Origin of the sequence: Delftia tsuruhatensis (assembly GCF_903815225.1) — a bacterium.
In the GTDB taxonomy this organism is placed as follows: Bacteria; Pseudomonadota; Gammaproteobacteria; order Burkholderiales; family Burkholderiaceae_C; genus Comamonas; species Comamonas tsuruhatensis_A.
In genome coordinates this window covers 4,706,624-4,729,578 of record NZ_LR813084.1, presented here as the reverse complement: position 1 = coordinate 4,729,578, position 22,955 = coordinate 4,706,624, and the positions used below count along the sequence as shown (strand labels likewise).

The 22,955-nt window shown below is 67.8% G+C and carries 20 protein-coding genes and 1 tRNA gene; 11 read left to right on the top strand and 10 right to left on the bottom strand.

Going from position 1 to position 22,955, the window contains the following annotated elements:
• Positions 1-284: 284 nt before the first annotated feature.
• Together L1Z78_RS28005 and L1Z78_RS21480 are read left to right on the top strand one after the other, a co-directional pair.
• Positions 285-1,574 carry a nuclear transport factor 2 family protein gene (locus L1Z78_RS28005; RefSeq protein ID WP_267966990.1) on the top strand — a complete coding sequence of 430 codons (1,290 nt, stop codon included), beginning with the start codon at positions 285-287 and terminating at the stop codon, positions 1,572-1,574.
• On the top strand, positions 1,574-3,055 hold the full coding sequence (locus tag L1Z78_RS21480; protein ID WP_234638375.1) for a L,D-transpeptidase family protein: 1,482 nt from the start codon (positions 1,574-1,576) through the stop codon (positions 3,053-3,055). Before L1Z78_RS28005 ends, L1Z78_RS21480 begins: the two co-directional genes overlap by 1 nt.
• 33 nt (positions 3,056-3,088) lie before the next feature.
• Here L1Z78_RS21480 and L1Z78_RS21475 read toward each other — a convergent pair whose 3' ends face one another.
• The 3 genes from L1Z78_RS21475 to L1Z78_RS21465 all read right to left on the bottom strand — a co-directional run bounded on the left by L1Z78_RS21475 (position 3,089) and on the right by L1Z78_RS21465 (position 5,178).
• Positions 3,089-3,478 (bottom strand): hypothetical protein, encoded by a 390-nt coding sequence (locus L1Z78_RS21475; protein ID WP_234638374.1) that lies wholly within the window; start codon positions 3,476-3,478, stop codon positions 3,089-3,091.
• 144 nt (positions 3,479-3,622) lie between these two features.
• Positions 3,623-3,973 carry a siderophore-interacting protein gene (locus tag L1Z78_RS21470; protein WP_234638373.1) on the bottom strand — a complete coding sequence of 117 codons (351 nt, stop codon included), beginning with the start codon at positions 3,971-3,973 and terminating at the stop codon, positions 3,623-3,625.
• Positions 3,970-5,178 (bottom strand): arabinose transporter, encoded by a 1,209-nt coding sequence (locus L1Z78_RS21465; protein ID WP_234638372.1) that lies wholly within the window; start codon positions 5,176-5,178, stop codon positions 3,970-3,972. Before L1Z78_RS21465 ends, L1Z78_RS21470 begins: the two co-directional genes overlap by 4 nt.
• A gap of 60 nt (positions 5,179-5,238) precedes the next feature.
• On the opposite strand from L1Z78_RS21465, the gene L1Z78_RS21460 reads away from it, so the two are divergent.
• The gene (locus L1Z78_RS21460) at positions 5,239-5,889 is read left to right on the top strand and encodes a TetR/AcrR family transcriptional regulator (RefSeq protein ID WP_234638371.1); all 651 of its coding nucleotides are present in this window, start codon (positions 5,239-5,241) and stop codon (positions 5,887-5,889) included.
• Positions 5,890-5,903: 14 nt separating this feature from the next.
• Here L1Z78_RS21460 and L1Z78_RS21455 read toward each other — a convergent pair whose 3' ends face one another.
• From L1Z78_RS21455 to L1Z78_RS21435, 5 genes are all read right to left on the bottom strand, one after another.
• Complete coding sequence (locus tag L1Z78_RS21455; RefSeq protein WP_234638370.1) at positions 5,904-7,442, bottom strand: glycosyltransferase family 39 protein; 1,539 nt, start codon at positions 7,440-7,442, stop codon at positions 5,904-5,906.
• A gap of 283 nt (positions 7,443-7,725) precedes the next feature.
• Positions 7,726-7,813, bottom strand: a tRNA-Ser gene (locus L1Z78_RS21450).
• 83 nt (positions 7,814-7,896) lie between these two features.
• A complete protein-coding gene (locus L1Z78_RS21445) occupies positions 7,897-10,194 on the bottom strand; it encodes an NADP-dependent malic enzyme (protein WP_234638369.1) in 2,298 nt (765 codons plus the stop codon).
• A 185-nt stretch (positions 10,195-10,379) separates the two neighbouring features.
• Positions 10,380-11,867, bottom strand: a complete 1,488-nt coding sequence (locus L1Z78_RS21440; protein WP_234638368.1) for a nucleobase:cation symporter-2 family protein — start codon at positions 11,865-11,867, stop codon at positions 10,380-10,382.
• 284 nt (positions 11,868-12,151) lie between these two features.
• Positions 12,152-12,856, bottom strand: coding sequence for a TetR/AcrR family transcriptional regulator (locus L1Z78_RS21435; protein WP_234638367.1), 705 nt, complete (start codon positions 12,854-12,856; stop codon positions 12,152-12,154).
• Between the two features lie 208 nt (positions 12,857-13,064).
• Here L1Z78_RS21435 and L1Z78_RS21430 point away from each other — a divergent pair, with 208 nt between their 5' ends.
• The 8 genes from L1Z78_RS21430 (at position 13,065) to L1Z78_RS21395 (ending at position 19,801) form a co-directional block, all read left to right on the top strand.
• Positions 13,065-14,330, top strand: a complete 1,266-nt coding sequence (locus tag L1Z78_RS21430) for a Tm-1-like ATP-binding domain-containing protein (RefSeq protein ID WP_234638366.1) — start codon at positions 13,065-13,067, stop codon at positions 14,328-14,330.
• A gap of 4 nt (positions 14,331-14,334) precedes the next feature.
• Positions 14,335-15,186, top strand: coding sequence for a phosphoenolpyruvate hydrolase family protein (locus L1Z78_RS21425; protein ID WP_234638365.1), 852 nt, complete (start codon positions 14,335-14,337; stop codon positions 15,184-15,186).
• A gap of 89 nt (positions 15,187-15,275) precedes the next feature.
• Positions 15,276-15,728 carry an SRPBCC family protein gene (locus L1Z78_RS21420; RefSeq protein ID WP_234638364.1) on the top strand — a complete coding sequence of 151 codons (453 nt, stop codon included), beginning with the start codon at positions 15,276-15,278 and terminating at the stop codon, positions 15,726-15,728.
• 16 nt (positions 15,729-15,744) lie between these two features.
• Complete coding sequence (locus L1Z78_RS21415) at positions 15,745-16,500, top strand: ABC transporter ATP-binding protein (RefSeq protein WP_234638363.1); 756 nt, start codon at positions 15,745-15,747, stop codon at positions 16,498-16,500.
• Complete coding sequence (locus tag L1Z78_RS21410) at positions 16,497-17,339, top strand: ABC transporter permease (RefSeq protein ID WP_234638362.1); 843 nt, start codon at positions 16,497-16,499, stop codon at positions 17,337-17,339. Before L1Z78_RS21415 ends, L1Z78_RS21410 begins: the two co-directional genes overlap by 4 nt.
• A gap of 91 nt (positions 17,340-17,430) precedes the next feature.
• A complete protein-coding gene (locus tag L1Z78_RS21405) occupies positions 17,431-18,468 on the top strand; it encodes an ABC transporter substrate-binding protein (protein WP_234638361.1) in 1,038 nt (345 codons plus the stop codon).
• Positions 18,469-18,590: 122 nt separating this feature from the next.
• A complete protein-coding gene (locus L1Z78_RS21400; protein ID WP_234638360.1) occupies positions 18,591-18,956 on the top strand; it encodes a cupin domain-containing protein in 366 nt (121 codons plus the stop codon).
• A gap of 50 nt (positions 18,957-19,006) precedes the next feature.
• Positions 19,007-19,801, top strand: a complete 795-nt coding sequence (locus tag L1Z78_RS21395) for an outer membrane protein OmpK (protein WP_234638359.1) — start codon at positions 19,007-19,009, stop codon at positions 19,799-19,801.
• Between the two features lie 97 nt (positions 19,802-19,898).
• On the opposite strand, the gene L1Z78_RS21390 is transcribed toward L1Z78_RS21395, so the two are convergent.
• Both L1Z78_RS21390 and uraD read right to left on the bottom strand, forming a co-directional pair.
• On the bottom strand, positions 19,899-21,182 hold the full coding sequence (locus tag L1Z78_RS21390) for a M20 family metallopeptidase (protein ID WP_234638358.1): 1,284 nt from the start codon (positions 21,180-21,182) through the stop codon (positions 19,899-19,901).
• Positions 21,179-22,954 (bottom strand): 2-oxo-4-hydroxy-4-carboxy-5-ureidoimidazoline decarboxylase, encoded by a 1,776-nt coding sequence (gene uraD, locus L1Z78_RS21385; protein ID WP_234638357.1) that lies wholly within the window; start codon positions 22,952-22,954, stop codon positions 21,179-21,181. Before uraD ends, L1Z78_RS21390 begins: the two co-directional genes overlap by 4 nt.
• Position 22,955: the final 1 nt, after the last annotated feature.

The following is a 22,955-nucleotide window of genomic DNA, read 5'->3' as shown; positions in this document are numbered from 1 at the left end:
CCTGTTACGGCGTGCGTTACGTAACGCCGCACGCTGTTCTCCGTTACCTTCGGCATTTGCGCCACCGTGTTGCCCATGGGCGCGGACGCAAGAGCCCGTGCGACCGGGCGTTGCGGCTTTCGCCTATAAAATTGCTGGCTTTTGGCGGCAGGCGCGTAGTGGCGCACGCAAAAGCGAACAGGCCCGTCTTCCAACCTCATTGCGTAGAGAGCGCCCATATGCTGATTTCGTCCAGAGTTCCGTCGCGAGTGCCGGGTCATACCTATTTGCGGATAGCCCGGCCCGTGGCCATCGCAGCCTTCAGCCTGGGAGCTGCGCTGTGCGGGGCGTTCGCCCATGCCTCCCAGGAGGCGGTGGACGAGGTTTCCCGGCTGCTGGAGCAGGGCAAGGGCGCCCAGGCCGCCAAGCAGGCCGAGGCCTATCTGAAGCAGAACCCTGCCGATGTGCAGATGCGTTTCCTGCAGGGCGTGATCGCGGCGGAGCAGCGCCAGAACGCCCAGGCCATCAAGATCTTCACGGCGCTGACCCGGGACTACCCCAGCCTGCCCGAGCCCTACAACAACCTGGCCGTGCTCTATGCTGCAGAAGGCCAGGAGCGCAAGGCGTCCGAGGTGCTGGAGCAAGCCATCCGCACCAACCCCAGCTATGCCACGGCGCATGAGAACCTGGGCGATCTCTATGCCCGCATGGCCAGCGATGCCTACGCCAAGGCATTGCAGCTGGACGGTTCGCGCCAGGCGATACAGCCCAAGCTGGCCCTGATCACGCAGATCTTCCCCAAGCAGGGCGGTGCACAGACCAAGGTGGCACAGAACACGCCGGCGGCGGCAGCGCCCGCGAAGACGGCAGAAGCCAAGGTCGCGGATACCCGGGCCGCCGACGAGAAGGCCGCCCAGGCCCGTGCCGCAGAAGCCAAGGCGGCGGAAGCCAGGGCCGCGGAATTCAAGGCCGCCGAAGTCAAGGCGGCCGATGCCAAGGCCGCACAGGCCAAGGCTGCGGAAGCCAAGGCCGCGGAAGTGAAACTGGCGCAGGCCAAGGCCGCGCAGGAGAAGTCGGCCCAGGAAAAGGCCGCGCAAGAGAAGATGGCACAGGACAAGGCGCGTGCGGCAGAAGCCGCGGCCAAGGCGGCAGCGCCGGTCGCGGCAGCGCCGGTCGCGGCAGCCACGGCGGTGGCCGCAGCAGAGCCCGCCAAGGCGGTGCCTGCCGCCGAGGAAAAGAAGCCGGCGCAGCCTTCCGCTTCGCCGGAGGTCGAGGCCGCCGTCAAGGCCTGGGCCACTGCCTGGGCCGGCCAGGACATGGATCGCTATCTGGATGCCTACAGCGATCACTTCTCCCCTGCCGATGGCAGCAGCCTGGCCAAGTGGAAGGAGCAGCGCCGCCAGCGCATCGTCGGGCGGGCCTCCATCGTCGTCACCGTACGTGATCTCAAGGTCTCGGTGGACGGTGACAAGGCCACGGCCCAGTTCCGCCAGTACTATGCCTCCGGCGCCCTCAAGACAACGACCCGCAAGACGTTGCGCATGCAGCGGGAAAAGGGCCAGTGGCGCATCACCCATGAAGGAACCGGTGCCTGATGCCTGAAAGAGCGGGTCCCCTGACGGTGCCGTCGTCCGGCTTGCTGCGGCTGCACGCACGAGCGGCCGGGGTGGCCCTGCTCATCGCCGTACTGTCCATCGGGCCGGCCGCCCATGCCAAATCCGCCAGGTCCAAGGCGAAGCCGGCAGCCAGCAAGCCGGCGGCCGCCAAGCCGGGCACCGGCAAGGCCCCTGCCGCGAAGGCCCGGGTCTCCGGTGCCCGGCCTGCCGCGGCAACGGTGGCGGCCACGGCCGGGGGGGGTGCCGCGGCAGCCCATGCCAAGGCCGGGACGCCGCAAAGCCAGGCGGAGGCCCGCCTGCTGGCCATCATCCGGCAGGTGGAGCAGCGTGATCTCGATGGCGCCCTGAAAGCCGCGGCCGACCTCACGGCCGAGGTTCCCAATTTCCGCGCGGCCCAGCTGGTGTATGCCGATCTGCTGCGCTTCAAGACCGGCCGCGCTGGCGAGGTGCTGGCAGGCATGCCCGTGGCCGTGTCCTCGGCCGGCAGCGGGCAGGGCGTGCTGGTCAGGCACAACCTGTCCGTGGGCAGCGTCACGCGGCTGGAAGGCCCGGCCAGTCCCACCCAGGCCCAGTTGCAGGACCTGCAGCACGAACTCAAGCGCCGCCTGCAGGCCGATGCATCGGCACCGCCCGCTGGCTCCGTGCCGGCGGAATTCCTGATGCTGGGCACCTCCGTGCGGCATGCTATGGCCGTCGATGCCAGCAAGTCACGGCTGTACCTGTTCGCCCATGAGGCGGGCGGCCTGAGGCTGGTCGGCGACTTCTATGTCTCCGTCGGCAAGCTGGGCACGGACAAATGGCAGGAAGGCGACCAGCGCACGCCCCTGGGCATCTATTTCGTGGGCCGCCATATTCCCGGCCCCAGGCTGCCGGAGTTCTACGGCAAGGGCGCGCTCACCGTCAATTTTCCCAATGACTGGGACAAGGCCGTGGGCCGCACTGGCAGCGGCATCTGGCTGCATGGCTCCCCTCCCGACCAGTTCTCGCGCGCGCCCGAGGCCAGCGATGGCTGTCTGGTGCTGGCCAACCCGGATCTCACGCTGCTCATGCAGACCGTGGACCGCCAGACGCCGGTGCTGATCCGTGAAAAACTCCAGTGGGTGGCGCCCAAGTCCCAGGTCCAGCAGCGTGCGGCCGATGCCTTCGTGCGCGTGCTCGACGACTGGAGGACGGCCTGGAATGGCGCGGATCCGCGCAGGCTGGCCACCGTCTATGCGCCTGATTTCCTGCAGTCGCCCACCGCGCGTGCTTCGCAGGACCGGTTGAGCGCCTATTTCAATCGCCCCGGAGTGACGCTGCAGGATCTTTCCATCTACTCCTGGAAGGACGACAAGGGCGAGATCCGCGTGGTCAACCTGCGGGCCAGCAGCAAGTCCTTCGCGGAGAGCCTGCCGTTGCGCCAGTACTGGCGCAAGACCGGCGGGCGCTGGCAGATCTTCTCCGAGGACGTGATGGGCTGACCGTGACGGGCACGGTCCATTCCGCGTCGTGCCCTAGATTTCCTCGTTCTGGCGGGCGCTCTCGAACCGGCGCTCCGCATCGAACAGATGCTGGATCAGCACATGCGAGGTCATGTTGACGCCTATGCCACCGATCATGGCCGGCAGCAGGTACAGTGCCGTGGACAGTTCCGAGACGAAGAGGGTGTTGTCGGACAGCGAGGGCGTCTGCCTGGCCGCCGAGGCCAGGCTTTGCAGCAGATAGACATCCACCCCCGCCATGGCCACCAGGGCCAGGCCGAAGAGCAGCACCGTGGTGCGCGAGATGCTGCGCTTGGCCAGCAGGGCGGCGTAGATCGCGCAGGGCAGCACGACGGAGAAGACCACCAGGCTCCAGAAACGGGCTTCGGTGAAGACGGTGGCGCTGATCCGCAGGCTGTTCATCGGTCCGGTCCTTGTCTGGTGCGCATCGCCATGGTGTGCCGGCAGGGCGCTTGAAGCGGCCACTGTGCCGTGCTTGGGTAAATGCCCGGTAAATCGCATGCAAACCAGGTGTTCCATCTGCAACCGGGCGCGGTTCCGGCTTCTCTAGCGATCCCGGTGATCGGACTCGCCGCGCTTCCAGTAGCCTTTGGTGGCCAGTTGGGAGCGCTCGATGCCGCGCTCCAGAAAATGCAGCTTCAGTTCACGCATGGCGCTGGATTCGCCGGCCATCCACAGATAGCCGCTGCCCGGCGGCAGGGGCCGGTACAGCAATCGCTGGCACAGACGCCGGCCGGGCTCGCCCGGCGCGGCCGTGATCCATTCGGTACGCCAGGCGGCGGCCGTTTCCAGGGGTTGGCATTCGGCGTCATCGGCAATCTCCACATAGGCCTTGACCCGGGCCGAGGCAGGAAGGCTGGCCACGCTGTGTGCCGGCAGCAGGAAGTGTGGGCTCATGCATGGCTCGTCCCCCGGGGAGGGGGCCAGCGCAGCAGCAAGGCCACGGTGGCAGCCAGGGCCACGGCCAGGGCCGCCGCAAGATACACATGGCCCACGCCGGTGGCGCCCGCCAGCAGGCCTGCGGCGGGCGCCGTCACGCCCATTGCCAGGTCGAGGAAGGCCACGTAGGCGCCCATGGCGGCGCCCCGGGCCTGGGGTGGCGCGCGGCGCACGGCCTCCACGCCGAAGGCAGGGAAGGCCAGCGAGTAGCCAAAGCCCGTCAGTGCGGCGCCCAGACAGGCCCAGGCCGCATCGCCCGCGCCCCAGATCAGCAGCAGCCCCGCTGCCTCCATCGGGATGGCGGCCAAGGCCACCCGCACGCCGCCCAGCTTGTCGGGAAGATGGCCGAAGAACAGGCGCGCGCCGATGAAGGCCACGCCGAAGGCCGTGAAGGCCAGCGATGCGGCGCCCCATCCCCGTGCGGCGAACAGCAGCGCCGCGAAGGTCGTGATCACGCCGAAGCCCACGCTGGACAGCGCCAGCCCCAGGCCGGGCAGCCAGACCGTGCCCAGCACCTTGTAGAAGGGCGTGCGGCGCTGGGCGGCGATCGGCGTGGCCCGCAGGCCCACCACCATGGCCAGGGCCACGATGGGCAGCACCACGGTGGCCACGGCAATGCCGGAAAAACCCCAGGCCGCCTGGACGGCGACGCCGGCCGGCGCGCCCGCCGCATAGGCGCCGTACATGGCGATGCCCACCCAGGCCATCACCTTGCCGGCATTTTGCGGACCGACCATGCCCACGCCCCAGCTCAGGGCGCCGGTGACGATCAGGCTCTCGGCGCAGCCCAGCAGGATGCGCCCGGCCGCCAGGACCCAGACGGCGGTCTGGCCGTTTTCAAAGGCACGGGACACCAGATAGGCCAGGCCCGAGGCCGCGGCCAGCGCCATGCCCTGGACGACGGCCTGCCTGGCGCCTCGCGTGTCGGCCAGCGCACCGGCCCAGGCCCGCGACAGCAAGGCGGCGGCGAACTGGCTGCCCATGACCAGGCCCACGCCCAGCGTACCCAGCCCCAGGGTCTGGCTCAGGTGCAACGGCAGCACGGGCATGGGCATGCCTATGCACAGGAAGCCGACGAAGACCGCCAGCGTCAGCGGCAGCAGCCGCGCGAGTGCATTCACCGGCGGCGCACCGGCCGCGGAATGCGAAATCTTGGAAGACATGTGCATCACCTTTCAAATGCGAGTAAAAACTCAGTTCACATGTCCATGAGAATATGAGCCATGGCTCACATTGAAAACTCGCATTCCCAGCCGGCCGGACGCAGGCCGCCACAGCCCCGCAAACAGCCGCGCCAGGCGCGTTCCCTGGCCACGGTCGAGGCCATTCTGGAAGCCGCGGCTCGCGTTCTGGCCGAGCGCGGCTACGCCGCCACCAACACCAACCTCGTGGCCGAGCGCGCGGGCGTCAGTGTGGGATCGCTCTACCAGTACTTTCCGAACAAGGACTCGCTGATCACGGCCCTGCACGAGCGCCACGCGGCCCAGATGTACGCGGCCATTGCGGCCGTGCTCGCGGCAGAGCGGCCGCAGGGCCTGCACGGCCATGTGCAGGCCATGGTCCGCGCCTTGCTGGCGGCCCATCGGGTCGAGCCCGACCTGCATCGGGTGCTGGAAATTGAATTCCCCTTCTTCGACGCGCCGCGCGAGCAGAGTGCGGCTGACGGCGGGATCTTCCGCCAGGTGCGGCAGTTGCTGGAGCAGCATCGCGACGACATTGCCCCCCGCGATCTCGATCTGGCCACATGGATGGTGCTCCAGACCATGGAGTCACTGGTGCACGCGGCCACCATCGACCCGCCGGCCATGTTCGCGCCTGCGGCCATGGAGGCCGCCATCGTGCAGGTGTTGATGGGCTATCTGCGCGCGCCTTGAGGGCCGCGCCTGCGTCAGGCCTGCGGGCAGTCGCCCGCATCTTCCACCGCCGGGCTCACCCGCCAGTACAGCCGGGGAAAGCCGTCGCCCACCGGCTGGTGGCCATGCAGCGGCACATCGGACAGACGAAGATGCAGCACGCCGCAGGTATCCACCATGTGCTGGGACACCCAGGGGCTGATGTCCAGGCGGTCGTCGATCAGCACCAGGGGGCGCTCGCGAAGTTTCAGGGCCAGGGCCTTGGCCTCGGCGGTGGGGCCGGAGATCACGCGGATATCGCCGCCCAGCGCCTGGCGCGCCGGCTCTGCGAGCGCCCGGCTCAGGGCCGGCGAATCGAAGTTGCGCCAATGCCGGCTGTTGAGCCGCAGTTCACTGCGCGCCGATGTCATCTGGGCCACGACGAGCAGCAGCAGCTGGAGGGCCACGAAGCACTTGACGGCGGTGCCGACCGAGACGCGCGACAGCGCCAGCCGCAGCCTGGCGCCGCCCAGCTCCATGGCCGCGGCAATGGCCAGCAGCAGAAACGGCGTTCCCCAATGCAACTGCAATGACGAGCCCGCGAAGAGGCCGATGGCGCAGGTCAGCACGATAGGCGTGAGCCCGAAGCACAGGATCAGGGCCCGTGATGCCGGAGCAGGTTGGAGCTGCAACGCCGTCTCCTGCGGATGGACCGCGGACTTGCGGTGCAAGGCCATGGCCAGCCCCAGCAGCACCCAGGCAAGCAGGGCACGATTGAGCAACTGGTCGGCCAGCCAGTGCAAGGTATTGAGCCATCGTGCGCCGGCGCCCAGGCTGGCGCCCAGCGAGGACTCGGTGGCATAGCGGATCGGGCCGAAGTCGTTGAGGAACAGCCAGTACAGGTGAGGTGAGATGATGGCCAGCGAGAGGGCCGCAGCCAGTGCCAGGCCGATGCGATGCACCCGCTCGCGCCAGGCTCCCGAGGCCAGCCAGAAGAGGAACACGGCCACGGCGGCCAGGATCATCTGGTACTTGGCCAGTGCGCCCAGGCCCAGGCAGCAACCCAGGACGGCCCACCAGCGCAGTTGCCCGCGGCCCACGGCGCGCCAGGTGAGCAGGGCACTGGCCACGAAGAAGGGCATCAGCACGACTTCATGGTTGAAGAAGTGAAGCCGCTCGTTGTAGTAGGTGACGCACATGGCGGCCAGCAGGGCCAGGGTGGCATGGCGACTGCCGCGCAGCTCCTGGAGCAGCTTCCAGAAGACGAACAGCCCTGCCAGCGTGAACAGGGCTCCGGTCACATAGCTGGTGCGCGCGGACAGGCCCAGCAGGCTGACCGGCACCGAGAACATCCAGGTCGGCAGGGGCGGGTGCTTGTAGTAGCCCCATTCCAGGCTATGCACCCAGGTCAGCTGTTCGAGGTTGTCCTTGGGGGCGGTGAGGCTGGAGCTGTCGATCTGCAGCAGCCATGCCAGGGAAAAGACCAGCAGGCCAAGGGCGACTATGAGTCCGGGCGAAAACGCGCGCGGTGTCAGGGTCAGCGGGGCGCCTGGCGTGACGGCACCTGCCGCGTGAGGGGGGACGGAGTGTGTCATAGGAAATGCCGGCAGCTAGGAGGTGGCACTGGCACGGGGGATCCCCGGGGAGGCGTTCGGACAGGTGCTTTGGCGTTGGCTATGGACTCTTGGCTTACGCAAGCGGTGCAAGCAGGGCAGCTTATGTCTGGTCAGTTAATGCGATGTAAAGATTGTGTGAAGATAATGTGGAGGCGGCAATCGATCTGTGAAGGGGCGCCAGGATGCAGAAGTGCCTCGCTGCGCAGAGGACGGGCAAGAAAAAAGCGCCCCGAAAGGCGCTTTGCTTCTGATTTCCCGAATCTGGCGGAGACTGTGAGATTCGAACTCACGGACGGTTGCCCGTCGGCAGTTTTCAAGACTGCTGGTTTAAACCGCTCACCCAAGTCTCCGAAGCTGCGTATTCTAGCCGGCCTTGGCGGGGTAGCGGCGCTCGGCAAGGCGCCCGTGGAGGCTGCCTTGCCTTTGGCGCGGATCAGCCGCGGGCCGCGATGGCCTGGGCTGCGGCCAGGGCCGTCATGTTGACCACGCGGCGCACGGTGGCCGAGGGGGTCAGCACGTGGGCCGCGGCGGCGCCGCCCAGCAGGATGGGGCCGATGGTCGTGCCGTGGCCACCCGTGGTCTTGAGCACGTTGAACAGGATGTTCGCGGCGTCGAGGTTGGGGCAGATCAGCACGTTGGCCTCGCCGTGCAACGAGGATTCGAGCAGGGCGCGGTCGCGGATGGCTTCGGACAGGGCGGAGTCGCCGTGCATTTCGCCATCACATTCCACATCGGGGTTGGCGGCGGCGAACAGGTCGCGCGCGGCGCGCATCTTCAGCGCCGAGGGGCGGCTGGAGGAGCCGTAGTTGCTGTGCGACAGGAAGGCCACCTTGGGCGGCAGGCCGAAGCGGGCCACTTCCTCGGCCGCCAGGCGGGCGATGTCGGCCAGCTCGGTGGCGTTGGGCGCCTCGTTGATGTAGGTGTCGGCGATGAACAGCGTGCCGCTGTCCAGCATCACGGCATTGACGGTGGCGAACTCGCCCGCGCCTTCCTTGAGGCCGAGCACGTCGCGCACATGGGCCAGGTGGCTGTCGAACTTGCCGACCAGGCCGCAGAGCATGGCATCGGCATCGCCCAGGTGGACCATGAGCGCGGCGATCAGCGTGTTGGAGCGGCGCACGGCGGCCTTGGCGGTCTCGGGCGTGACGCCGTTGCGGCCCATCAGGCGGTGGTAGGTTTCCCAGTACTGACGGAAGCGCGGATCATCTTCGGGGTTGCAGATCTCCACGTCCTTGCCCAGCACCAGGCGCAGGCCGGCCTTGGCGATGCGGGCCTCGATCACGGCAGGGCGGCCGATCAGGATGGGCTTGGCCAGGCCGTCATCGACAGCCACCTGGGCGGCGCGCAGCACGCGCTCGTCTTCGCCTTCGGCATAGGCCACGCGCTGCTGGTTGGCCTTGGCGGCGGCGAACACGGGGCGCATGAACATGCTGGTCTGGTAGACGAAGCGCGTCAGGCTCTCGCGGTAGGCGTCGTAGTCGGCGATGGGGCGGGTGGCCACGCCGGACTCTTCGGCAGCCTTGGCCACGGCCGGCGCGATGCGCAGGATCAGTCGGGTGTCGAAGGGCGTGGGGATCAGGTAGTCGGGGCCGAACTTCAGCTCCTTGCCCTGGTAGGCGGCGGCGACTTCATCGCTGACGTCCTGCTTGGCCAGCGCGGCGATCTCGCGCACGCAGGCCAGCTTCATGGCTTCGGTGATCTTGGTGGCGCCGCAGTCCAGCGCGCCACGGAAGATGTAGGGGAAGCACAGGACGTTGTTGACCTGGTTGGGGTAGTCCGAGCGGCCGGTGGCCATGATGCAGTCCGGGCGCACGGCCTTGGCCAGCTCGGGACGGATTTCGGGCTCGGGGTTGGCCAGGGCCAGGATGATGGGCTTGTCGGCCATGGTCTTGACCATGTCGGCAGTGAGCACGCCAGGAGCCGAGCAGCCCAGGAAGACGTCGGCGCCATTGACGGCGTCGGCCAGGGTGCGGGCGTCGGTCTTTTGCGCGTACTGGGCCTTGGAGGCGTCCAGGCCACCGGGGCGGCCTTCGTAGATCACGCCCTTGGAGTCGCACATGAAGACGTTCTCGCGCTTGACGCCCAGGCCCACCATCACGTTCACGCAGGCGATGGCGGCAGCGCCGGCGCCGGAGACGGCGATCTTGACGTTGCCGATCTGCTTGTCCACCAGTTCCAGGCCGTTGAGCAGGGCGGCGCTGGAGATGATGGCCGTGCCGTGCTGGTCGTCATGGAACACCGGAATGTTCATGCGCTTGGACAGTTCCTGCTCGATGTAGAAGCACTCGGGCGCCTTGATGTCCTCAAGGTTGATGCCACCCAGCGTGGGCTCGAGCGAGGCGATGATCTCGATCAGCTTGTCCGGATCGCGTTCGGCCAGCTCGATGTCGAACACATCGACGCCCGCGAACTTCTTGAACAGGCAGCCCTTGCCTTCCATGACGGGCTTGCCGGCCAGCGGGCCGATGTCGCCCAGACCCAGCACGGCCGTGCCGTTGGTGATGACGCCGACCAGGTTGCCGCGTGCCGTGAATTCGGCGGCCAGGGACGGGTCGGCCTGGATGTCCAGGCAGGGATAGGCCACGCCGGGCGAGTAGGCCAGCGACAGGTCGCGCTGGTTGGACAGCGGCTTGGTGGGCGTGACGGAGATCTTGCCCTTGTTGGGGCTGCGGTGGTATTCGCGCGCTGCGTCGCGCAGGGCTTGTTCGGCGGTGGACAGGTTTTGGGTCATACAGGAATTCTCTGCAAATGCTCTCGGAGCTTACCGGATAGCTACAGCCTATGAGGGTCAGGACAGTTTTGCCTCAGGGATTTCGACAACAAGCCCCCTGGCACCGATGGATGGCAGGGGGCGGACTGCACGGCGGGTAGGCCGGGCGGTTGCTGGGCGTGCCCGCCAGGGCGGGCACTGTCTCATCAGTGGGCGTCGGCCTGGCGCGCGGCCCGGACGGCAGCAGAGGTGTCGCTGCTGGCTCCGTTGAAGAAAACGTTCAGTGCCACGGCGGTAATCGAGGCCAGCAGGATACCGGATTCGATCAGTGGATGAATGCTGTGGGGCATCCATTGGCGGAAATTCGGGGCGACCAGGGGAATCATGCCCACGCCGATGGAGACGGCGACGATCATGGCGTTGTTGCGATTGGTCTGGAAATCCACGTTGCTCAGGATGCGGATGCCGGTGGCGGCCACCATGCCGAACATCACCAGGCCCGCGCCGCCCAGCACCACGGTGGGCAGGGATTCGACCAGGGCGCCCATCTTGGGCAGCACGCCCAGGATGATCAGGATCACGCCGCCGGCCACGCAGACCCAGCGGCTCTTGACGCCGGTGACGGCGACCAGGCCCACGTTCTGCGAGAAGCTGGTGTAGGGGAAGGTGTTGAAGATTCCGCCGATCAGCGTGCCCAGGCCGTCGGTGCGCAGGCCGCGCGTCAGTTCGTCCTGGCTGATCTCGCGGTTGGTCATGTCGCCCAGTGCCAGGAACATGCCGGTGGACTCGATCATCACCACCACCATCACCAGGCTCATGGTGAGGATGAGGATGGGGTCGAACACGGGGGTGGCGATCTCGAAGGGCAGCACCAGGGTGAACCACTCGGCCTTGGCGACCTTGCTGAAGTCCATCAGGCCCATGGCCACGGACAGCACGCCGCCGATCAGGATGCCCATCAGCACCGAGACGTTGGCCAGGAAGCCCTTGGCGAAGCGCGCGATCAGCAGGATGGACAGCAGCACGACGGCCGAGATGCCCACGCCGGTCAGGTCCGCGTACTTGGGGTTGGGGATGGTGGGCACGACCGCGAAGCCCTTGGGCACGGGCGGCAGCGAGGAGCCCGGCGCGCCGGCCGTGGCCTGGGCGTCGGCCAGCCACTTCAGGTGCTCGGGGTTGGGCACGCTGGGCGCGGTCGGGCCCACGGGGTTGCCGAAGATCCAGTTCACGCCCACGCGCATCAGGCTGATGCCGATGACGGCGATGATGGTGCCGGTCACCACAGGCGGGAAAAAGCGCAGCATGCGGCTGATCAGCGGGGCGATGAGGATGGAGACCACCCCCGCCCCGATGACCGAGCCGAAGATCAGCCCGGCCCCCGCCGAGCCGCCCGTGGTCTGCGCCATGGACACCATGGGCGCCACGCTGGCGAAGGTCACGCCCATCATCACGGGCAGCTTGATGCCGAACCACTGGGTGGCGCCCATGGCCTGGATCAGCGTGATCAGGCCACAGCAAAACAGGTCGGCCGAGATCAGGTGGGCCACCTGCTCGGGCGGCAGGTTGAGCGCGCGGCCGACGATCAGGGGCACGGCCACGGCGCCCGCATACATCACGAGAACGTGCTGCAGGCCCAGCGCCGTGAGCTTGCCCGCGGGCAGCACCTCATCGACGGGATGAACGGAAGAATGCATGGGGATTTGTCTCCTCGCTGATTTATCGGAACGGACCTTGGCATGGCACGGGCTGGCACCAACATCCATACAAAAAGTGTATACAGATCATGGGAAATCTCTGCTCCCGGTAAACCCTGTTGCGACCGGCCGTCGAACCCGTTTTGGTGCGACGTGCCGGTCAGGGCGGGAGCGTGCTGGTGCGTTGCAAGATGGGTGCCAGCCGCGGTGTGCGCCGTGTGCACCCTGGCGGTGCCGTCATGCCCGGGGGCGGGGCGTGGCCACGGGCCTTGCGGCGCGCCGCGTCAGGTTGTGCCCCTGGATGGTGCGGCGGGGCGGTGGAGCGCCTGGTCAGGCGCCATGTCGCCGGCCTGGGCCTGCGCTTCCCGCATGGCTGCGTCCACCAGGGCCTGGGCGATCCACAGCGCCGTGCCCTCCACCTGGCGGTTGCTGGCGCCCCAGATGTCTTTCAGGATCACATAGGGCTCGATGCCGTAGATGATGGACAAGGCCTGGTGCAGCCTGTCGCGCACGGCCTTGGGCATGCTCGATTCGAAGGGCTGCAGCGCGTGCTCCAGGATGCGGATGCGGCTGCCACGCCGGTAGGGCTCCTCCTGCAACAGGCCGGCCCGCTCCAGCGCCCATTGCTCCAGGGCCAGCTGCGCGGCGGCGCGCAGCTGGGGTTCGAATTCCTTGAAACGCGGAAACGTGCGCTTGAACAGCGCCGTGACTCTTTCCCGTCCGTCCAGCCGGTCCGGCGCCAGCTCGCGCACCGGGCCCAGCGATGCCTCGATGACCGCCGTCACCAGCGCACTGCGGCTGGGAAAGTAGCGATAGGCGGTGGCCCGCGAGATGCCTGATGCCGCAGCGATCTCGGCCACGGCGGGGATGTGGCCCTGGCGCTGGATCAACTCCATGGCCGTGTCCAGCAGGAGCTTGCGGGTGGATGCCCTGACCCCGCTGGTGGGTGCGGGCGCCGAACGGGAGGGTTTGCTGCGTTGTGAGGGCATGTCAGGAGCTATGCGGGTAAATGGGTATCAAAAGAATAGCCATTGAAATCATGTTTTTCATAGAATTTTCCTAACGAGATACTCGAATCTCAAAATTAGACGCAAGTCTCATTTTTGCCGAAGCCCGGAGGCTGGTTTCTCCAGAGGCTTCAGGCGGTGTGCTGCAAGGCGATGGACAACCGACAAGGAGGCAACCCGAATGGCCCACATGGATGGTTCCAGTGTGATCGATGCGCCCGTTGAACCGCCGCGGCGCCGCCAGGCCGCCTATGTGGCGGGTACCTTCGACACCAAGGGGCGCGAACTGCACTACCTGCGCCAGTGCCTGGAGCGGCTGGGCGTGCGCGTGGTCACGGTCGACTTGTCCACGAGTGGCGACAGCACGGCCACCGATGTCCTGCCGCAGCAGGTCGCGGCCCACCATCCGCAAGGCAGCCCGGCCGTCTTCGTCACGGACCGGGGCCGTGCGGTCGCCGCCATGGCCCAGGCATTCGAGCGTTTCGTGCAGACCCGGGACGACCTGGGCGGGCTGTTGTCCGCAGGCGGCTCGGGCGGCACGGCCCTGGTGGCGCCGGCCATGCGTGCGCTGCCGGTGGGCTGTCCCAAGCTCATGGTCAGCACCATGGCCAGTGGCGATGTGCGCGGCTACGTGGGCGCCAGCGACATCTGCATGATGTATTCCGTGACCGATGTGCAAGGCCTGAACCGCATCAGCGAGAAGGTGCTTGCCAACGCCGCCAGCGCCATGGCCGGCATGGTGGGGGCGGACCTGCCCCAGCAGCAGGCCTGCAAGCCGGCGGTGGGCCTGTCCATGTTCGGAGTCACCACGCCCTGTGTGCAGGCCGTCGCCTCGGCGCTGGAGCCGCAATTCGACTGCCTGGTCTTTCACGCCACCGGCACGGGCGGCCAGAGCATGGAAAAGCTGGCGGACTCGGGCCTGCTGGCGGGCGTGATCGATGTCTCGACCACGGAGATCGCCGATGAGATCGTGGGCGGCGTGCTGTCCGCGGGGCCGGGCCGGCTCGATGTCTTCGCGCGCCGCCGCCTGCCATGGGTGGGCTCGGTCGGGGCGCTGGACATGGTGAATTTCGGTGCCCCGGACACCGTGCCGCCCCGGTTCGCCGGGCGCCTGTTCCATGTGCACAACCCCAGCGTCACGCTGATGCGCACCACGGCCCGGGAGTGCCAGGCCATAGCAGAGTTTCTGGCACGCAAGCTCAATGCCATGCAGGGCCCCGTGCGCCTGCTGCTTCCCGAGGGCGGAATCTCGGCGCTGGACCAGGCCGGGGCCGCTTTCCATGATCCCGAGGCCGATCGCGCACTGTTCGATGGCCTGGAGCGCCATTTCCGCCCGGGGCCCGATAGGCAACTGGTGCGCCTGCCCCACCACATCAACGACCCCGCGTTTGCCCAGGCCCTGGTGCAGGCATGGACCGAAGTCGGCGGCGCCGGCAACCCCACCATCGAGGAGTGACACCATGGCGAGAATTCCCAGGCAGGACCTGCTGCGACGATTCCGCGACCGGCTGGCCCGGGGCCTGCCGCTGATCGGCGCGGGCGCGGGCACCGGCCTGTCCGCCCGATGCGAGGAGGATGGCGGCGTCGATCTGATCGTGATCTACAACTCCGGGCGCTACCGCATGGCGGGGCGCGGCTCGCTGGCAGGCCTGCTGGCCTACGGCAATGCCAATGACATCGTGTGCCAGATGGCCGGCGAAGTGCTTCCTGTCGTGCGGCACACGCCGGTGCTGGCAGGGGTCAACGGCACCGACCCCTTCATGATGACCGGCCCGTTCCTGCAGCACCTGGCCGAACTGGGCTTCTCCGGCATACAGAACTTCCCCACGGTGGGGCTGATCGACGGCAACTTCCGCGCCAATCTGGAGGAAACCGGCATGGGCTACGGCCTGGAGGTCGAGCTGGTGGCGCATGCCCGTGCCATGGACTTGCTGACCACGCCCTATGTGTTCGACGTGCAGCAGGCACGCGACATGGCCGGGGCGGGAGCGGACATCGTGGTCTGCCACATGGGGCTGACATCGGGCGGGCGCATGGGCGCCGGCACGGTGCGCTCCCTGGACGACTGCGCGCGGCTCATCAACGACTGTGCCGAGGCGGCGCTTGCCGTCAACCCCGAGGTACTGGTGCTGTGCCACGGCGGCCCCATTGCCATGCCCGAGGATGCGCAGTGGATCTTTTCCCGCTGCCCGGCCGTGCATGGCTTCTACGGCGCCAGCTCCATGGAGCGCCTGCCGGCCGAGCAGGCGCTGACCGACACCGCCCGCCGATTCACGCGCCTGCGGCTGCACGGCCAGCCGGCGGCCGGCTGAGGGCCGGGCCGCATCGGCTGTCGCCCGCAAGGGCTCCATCTTCCCCTGCATTGCCTTGTCCATCCCTTCCCATCCCACAGGAGACTGTCATGGCCCACGTCCTCGCATCCAGCGTGATCAACGCCCCCATCGCACAGGTCTGGTCCCGGATCCGCGACTTCAACGCGCTGCCCCAGTGGCACCCCGGCATCGCCGACAGCCGGATCGAGGGCGACGGGCCCTCGGACCGGATCGGCTGCATCCGGCACTTTCACACCCGCGACGGCGGCCTGATCCGCGAACAGCTGCTGGCGCTGTCCGACCATGATTTCTCGTGTACTTACGCCATCCTGGAAAGCCCCATGGGCGTCAGCGGCTATGTCGCCACCCTGCGCCTGCTGCCCGTGACGGACGGCGACCGGACCTTTGCGCAGTGGACGGCGGATTTCGACTGCCCCGCCGAGCAGGAGCTGGCGCTTTGCACGCTGATCGGTGGCGGCGTCTTCCAGGGCGGCTTCGATGCGCTGTCCCAGCATTTCCAGAGCCGCCAAGCCAGGACCTGAGGCAGGAGGTCTTTCCATGTCGGCCCAAATCCATCTGAACAATGTGACCCGCAGCTATGGCCGCGTGCGGGCGCTCGATACCGTCAACCTGCGCATAGAGGCAGGGCAGTTCGTCGCCCTGGTCGGACCCTCCGGCTGCGGCAAGACCACCTTGCTGCGCCTGGTGGCGGACCTGGACCAGCCCAGCAGCGGCAGCATCCTGGTGGCAGGGCTGCCGCCGTCCACCATGCGGCGCCAGCGCAGGCTGGGCCTGGTGTCCCAGCGGCCGGCCGTGCTGCCGTGGAAGCGGGCCATCGAGGATGTGCGGTTCACGCAGCAGGTGACGGGCAGGGCCGGCCTGGCGGCCGACGCGCTGCTGCGCGACTTCGGCCTGGCCGGGCATGAGCAGCAGTGGCCGCACCGCCTGTCCGGAGGCATGCTGCAGCGCGTCAACTTCGCCTCGGCCATCGCCCATGACCCCGACGTGCTGCTGATGGACGAGCCGTTCTCGGCGCTGGACGAGATGAAGCGCGAGGAATTGGGCATGTGGCTGGGGACCGAGCTGGCCAGGCGTCCCAAGACCGTGCTGTTCGTCACCCACCATGTCGATGAGGCCGTGCTGCTGTCCAACCGCGTGCTGGTGTTTTCGGGCTCGCCGGGCCGCATCGTGGCCGACCTGGAAGTGGGCGAGCGGCGTCCGCGCACGGCGGCCTTTCGCACCAGCCGCGAGTTCGTGGAAATCACCGACCGCGTGCGCGGGCTGCTGTTCGGCAGCGACCGGAGGGTCGCATGAACCCGAAAATCCTTTCACCCGCCGCGCCATCGCCGCACGGCCGGCGCCAGCGTGGCGAGGGCGCCAGGGCCTGGTACTCCTGGCTGCGCCTGGGTGCGCGCCTGGCCTTTCCGCTGGTCTCCATCTTCGGGCTCTGGTATCTGGCGATCGCCCTGTCCGACCTGCCGGAGTTCGTGATTCCCCGGCCCGCCCAGGTCTTCGCCGTCCTGACGCAGGAGACATCGTTCGTCACCCACCACCTGCTGGTGACCCTGCAGGCGGCGGCCTGGGGCTTCTTGCTGGCCAACGTGGCCGGCATCGCGCTGGCCGTGCTGTTCGTGGCCGTGCCGTTCGCCAATCCGCTGCTCATGCCGGCGGCCATCACCTTGCGCAACATTCCCTATGTGGCCCTGGCCTCGGTGCTGGTGCTGGCCGTGGGCGACGGGCTCTGGACCCGCGTGGCCATCGTCGCGGTGGCGGGCTTTTTCCCCGTGCTGGTCAACACCATGCGCGGCCTGGAGGCGGTGGATGCGGTGGTGCTGGACCGCATGCGCATCCTCGATGTGCCGGCCTGGAAGGTGTTCCTGAAGGTGCGCCTGCCGTACTCGCTGCCCTACGTCCTGGCCGCGCAGGAGATCACGGGCTCGGGCAGCATCATCGTGGCCGTGGTGGCCGAGTGGATGGTCTCCACCGAGGGCCTGGGCTTCGTCATCAACCGCGGCATGGCCCAGTACCGGGGCGACCAGGTGTATGCGGTGGCGCTGCTGGCGGCCCTGCTGTCGTACCTGATCTTCGTGCTGGTCCAGGTCACAGGCCGGCGCATCAACTGGAGCGAGCGCATGCGCCAGGACGGGCGGTGAGCCGCCGTACCTGTACCCGCTGCGCCTGCGCCGGCCATGGCCGCGCACCACGGTTTCCCCCATTCCACCGACCCATTCCAAGGAGTCCACCATGACTGCCTCCGTGTTTTTTCGCGCCATCGCCGCCCTGTGCCTGGGGCTGGCAGGCAGCTTTTCCGCGCAGGCCCAGCAGGCCCCCGAACAGGTCCGGATCGCCCTGTCCTGGCTGCGCAACGGGCAATATGCCGCCTTGATGGTGGCCGATGCCAAGGGCTACTTCGCGCAGGAAGGGCTCAAGCTGGCGCTGATCGATGGCGGGCCCGCCAAGAACCCGGTGCCGGTCGTCGGCGCGGGCCAGGCCCAGTTCGGCATCGCCAATTCATCGGCCATCCTGTCCGCGCGGCTGGCGCCTTCGCCCGTGGACGTGGTGGCGGTGGGTGCGCTGCTGCAGGAGTTCCCCTATGCCTACCTGACCCTGCGCAAACCCGGCGATCCCGAGCCCACGCCCAGGGATTTCGAAGGCCGGCGCGTGGGGATACAGGCGCCCGATGAGATCTATCTCAAGGCGCTGGCCCGGCGCAGCGGCATCGACATGTCCAAGGTCAAGGTCGACATGGTGCTGGCCACGCCCGAGCCCCTGCTGGTGGGCAAGGTCGACTTCTTCGGGGCCCTGCTGCCCAACCAGACCTACCAGATCGAGACCGAGACATCCCGGCCCGACGGTTTTCCGGCCGCCCGGGGCAAGGTCTGGAAGGCGGTGCGCTTTTCCGAATTCGGCGTGCGCCACTTCGGCGACGTGCTCTTCACCAGCGGCGCGCTGGTGCGCGAGCGGCCCGAGCTGGTGCGCAAGGTCGTGCGGGCCGTGGCCCGGGGCCTGCAGTTCACCATCGAGCATCCGCGGGAGACGGTGCAACTGGTCGATGCCTATCCGCAGCAGATCGAGCGCGCCGACAAGCTGGCCTGGCGACTGAAGATCCAGACGCCGCTGAGCCAAAGTGCCGAGACCCGGGCCAAGGGCCTGCTGTGGATGGACGCCAGGCCCTGGGAGGACCTGATGGGCTTCTATCTGGAGCAGGGGCAGATCCCGCGCACCGTGCCCGTGTCCGACATGGCGACCAACGCCTTCAACCCGGGCATCAAGCCGCGCTGAGACCCGGCGCGCTGCCTGCCGCGCGCATTCCCCTGCCTCTTGCCGATGCTGCCAGCGCAGCCCTTGCCGGGCTGCGGGCATGCCTGCGCCCGTCTTTCGTCAACCCCTGCATGCCTATCACCATGAAACCCTCCATACGTACCCGTGGTACCACGCCCGAACGCTTCACTGCCGAGCTGTGCTTCATCACCGAGCTGTCGAATTCTCCCGATGACGAGGACTTGTCCGTGGCCCTGGTGCGGGTGGCGCCGGGCGTGACCACGCGCTGGCACCTCGTCACCGGCTCGGCCGAGCGCTACGTGATCCTGTCCGGCGAAGGCGTGGTCGAGATCGGCGACCTTCCCCCGCACAAGCTGCTGCCCAGCGACGTGGCCATCATCCCGCCGCGCTGCCGCCAGCGCATCACCAACAGCGGCCCGGCGGACCTGGTCTTCCTGGCGCTGTGCACGCCGCGCTATCGGCCCGACAGCTATGTCGACATCGAATGAGGCCGGCCTGCCGCTTTCCTTGCCGCTTTTTCCCACGAAGAGGTGATCCCATGAAAACACACGCCCGTCTGCTGTGCGCGCTGGCCATGCCCTGCGCCTTTCCGGTGCTGGCCCAGAACGACGCCTACGCGTTCAAGGATGTCAGCTTCAATGCGTTCGGCTGGACCCAGCGCACCAAGGACCACACCGCGCCGGGGCCCATAGGTCGCAAGCGCAATTTCAACTATGTGGAGCTGCAAGGCGGCATGGGCGGGGCCTGGGGCGATGTCTACGGCTACCTGGACATCGAGAACCCGCTGAACAACGTGGCCGAAGCCAACCCCACCCGGGACCGCCGCTATGTGGCCAAGGTGATCGGCAACATCCGGCTGGCGCAGGCCGGCGGCCTGCCCATTAACCTGCGCGCCCAGGTCTACAGCATCAACGACAACGGCTTCTACGACCAGAACCGCGTGCTGGGCCTGAGCACCACGCTGGCCGGCGCGGGCTGGTGGGTCAAGCCCTTCTTCGGCCTGCACCAGGAAAGCAAGACCGGGGCCGGCTCGCACGGCAATGGCCAGATGCTGGGCTGGTCGGCCAGCTACCGCTTCAAGATCGGGGGCGAGTCCTTTGCCCTGAGCAACTGGCACGAGATCGAGCTGAACCGCAAGGCCGCCTATCTGCGCATGTCGCGCGACGGCAAGGTGCTGCTCGGCAGCCGCACGGGCCAGAACGGCGCCCTGGGCCTGGACTGGTCCGCGACGCCCAGCGTCACGCTGGGCGTGCGCTACCGCTATGCCTCCAACAAACTGGGCTATGCGGGCTACCAGGATGGTCTCATCCTGTCGGCACGCTACAGCTTCTGAAAGCAGGGGGCGCAGGAAGGAAAAAGGCAAGGCGCGCGGGCACCTTGCCTTTTTTCCGCATGCGGCCCGACGGAGGCTCGGGCCGCTGGCGATCGCCTCAGGCGGTCAAGTCGCACAGCATGCGCGCAACGACCTTGGTCGCGCGGCGCAGGTCTTCCAGCACCAGGCGCTCGTCGGCGCGCTTGGCGTGGGATTCCAGCACGGTGCGCGGGCCGGCGCCATAGATCACGCCGGGGATGCCGCGCTCCACGTACAGGCGCACGTCGGTGTACAGCGGCGTGCCCACGGCCGGGGGCTTTTCGCCGAAGACGGCCTCGGCGTGGGTCTGGATGGCGTCCACCAGGGGTTGGTTGCCGGGCAGGGGCGTCATGGCGTTGGCCAGCAGCAGGCGCTTGATGTCCACGCGCACGGCATCCTCGCCCGTATAGCCGCCCTTGGCATTGAAGTCCGCGATGGCCTGGGCGATGACGGCGCGGATGCTGGCCTCGACCTCGGCCGGGTTTTCCTCGGGGATCATGCGGCGGTCGATCTTGAGCACGACCTTGCCGGGCACCACGTTGGTGTTGGTGCCGCCTTCGATGCGGCCGATGTTCAGGTAGGGGTGCTTGATGCCCGGCACCTTGGAGGTCACCTGCTGGTACTTTGTGTTCTCGGCGTACAGCGCGTTCATCAGCACCACGGCGGCCTGCAGCGCGTCCACGCCCGTGTGGGGCACGGCGGCGTGGGCCATCTTGCCCTGCACGGTCACTTCCATCTGCAGGCAGCCGTTGTGGGCCGTGACGACTTCGTAGCTGAAACCGGCTGCGACCATGAGGTCGGGCTTGGTGAGGTTGTTGGCCAGCAGCCAGCCGGGGCCCAGGATGCCGCCGAATTCCTCGTCATAGGTGAAGTGCAGTTCCACCGCGCCCTTGGAGGGCCGGGCCACGGCTTCGAGCGCACGCACGGCGTAGGTGAAGGTGGCGAAGTCGCTCTTGCTCACGGCGGCGGCGCGGCCGTAGAGCGTGCCGTCCTCGATGGCGGCTCCGTAGGGGTCCTTGCTCCAGCCTTCGCCAGGCGGCACCACGTCGCCGTGGGCATTCAGCGCGATGGTGCGACCGCTGCCCGGGTTGCCATAGGGACGGCGCACGATCAGGTTGGTGATGGTCTCCATGCCGTAGGCCTTGACCTCGGTCTCGGGTACCACGTGCTTCTCGGCTTCGTAGCCGAAGGTCTTGAGCAGCTCGGCCGTGCGCTCGGCATGGGGCGCGTTGTTGCCGGGCGGGGTGTCGGTGGGGACCTGCACCATGGCCTGCAGGAACTGCACCTCTTCGTCGAAATGCTGGTCGATCCAGGCGTCCAGGGCGGCGTAGGTGGCTTGCTTGTCTTGGTTCATAGGGGTCATTGCTGCTCTTGGGCCAGCTGGTTCAGTACGTGGGAGAAGGCGTCGACGGACAGCTGCATGTCGTCGGCAGTGGAGCTTTCCAGCGGGTTGTGGCTGATGCCGGCGTTCAGCCCGCGCACGAACAGCATGGCCTGGGGCATGATTTCGTGGATCTTCATGGCATCGTGGCCGGCGCCGCTGGGCATGCGGAACAAAGGCACTCCCAGGGCGTCCACGGCGGTTTCCCAGCGCTTTTGCCATTCGGGCGCGCTGGGCGCGGCGGCGGCCTTCATGGCCAGCTCGGTGGTGTAGCGCAGGCCGCGGCGCTGGGCGATGGCGTCCAGCTCGGCCAGGATGTCGGTCACCATGGCGTCGCGCTGCTCGTTGGTGGGCGCGCGCAGGTCCAGGCTGAACTGGCAGCGGCCGGGCACGACGTTGACCGAGCCGCTGGGCACGTGGAGCTGGCCCATGGTGGCCACCGAGGTGCCGTCGCGCGCGGCGCGCTTTTCGATGTACAGCGACAGCTCGGCCACGCCGGCGGCGGCGTCGCGGCGGCGGTCCATGGGCGTGGTGCCTGCATGGCTGGCCATGCCGATCATCTCGCAGATGTAGCGCGCGCTGCCGTTGATCGAGGTGACGATGCCCAGCGGGATGTCCAGCTCGTTGAGCACGGGGCCCTGTTCGATGTGCACCTCGATGAAGCCCAGGTAGCGGGCCGGATCGCGCTGCAGTTTGGGGATGTCGTCTATGCACAGACCGGCGTGCTGCATGGCCTCGCGCAGGGTGATGCCGTCGGCGTCCTTTTGCTCCAGCCACTCCTGCTTGAAGTCGCCGATCAGTGCGCCCGAGCCCAGGAAGGTGGCCTTGTAGCGCTGGCCTTCCTCTTCGGAAAAGCCCACGACCTCGATGTGGAACGGCAGGCGCCTGCCCTGGCGGTGCAGCTCGCGCACGCAGGCCATGGGCACGAAGATGCCCAGGCGGCCGTCGTACTTGCCGCCGTTGCGCACGGTGTCGTAGTGGCTGCCGGTCAGCAGGGTCTTGGCATCGTCGGTGGCCGCCTTGTAGCGGCCCACGACGTTGCCCACGGCGTCGATCTCGACCTCGTCGAAGCCGCAGTCGCGCATCCAGTGGCTGATGCGCTGGGCGCAGGCGCGGTGGGCATCGGTCAGGTAGGTGACGGTGAGCTGGCCCTTTTCGGCATAGCCGGGGTCGCTGTGCTGGGCCAGCTTTTCCTGCCAGTCCCAGACATCGTTGCCCAGCTCGGGCGTGTAGCCGAACTTGTCGTTCAGGCGGATCTCGGCGATGCGGTGGATGTTGCGCAGCGCCTCGCCCAGCTCGAAGTCGGGGTGGTTGTGCAGGCGGCGCTCGAAGGTCTCGATGATCTCGGCCTTGGCCAGGCCGGTGCCGCGCGGGCCGCGCACGGCCAGGATGAAGGGGAAGCCGAAGCGCTTGCCGTATTCGGCGTTGAGCTTGCGGATGTGCTCCAGCTCCTCGGGCGTGCAGCGTGTCAGGCCGGCCTTGTTCTGCTCATTGGTCGATTCGGCCGTGAGCGTGTTCGTCTCCATGGCCTTGCCGGCCAGCTCCGGGTGGGCGCGGATCAGGTCGAGCTTGGCCTGCACGGGCGCCTTGTCCAGCACCTGGGCCATGGCGTACTTGATCTGGGCCAGCGAGCGGAAGGGGCGTCGGGCCAGCGCGGCTTCGGCGATCCAGGGAGAGTGCTCGTACAGGCCGTCCAGCAGACCGGTGGCGGTGGCCAGGTCGGCTCCATTCAATTGTTCCAGCGTCAGAGCCATG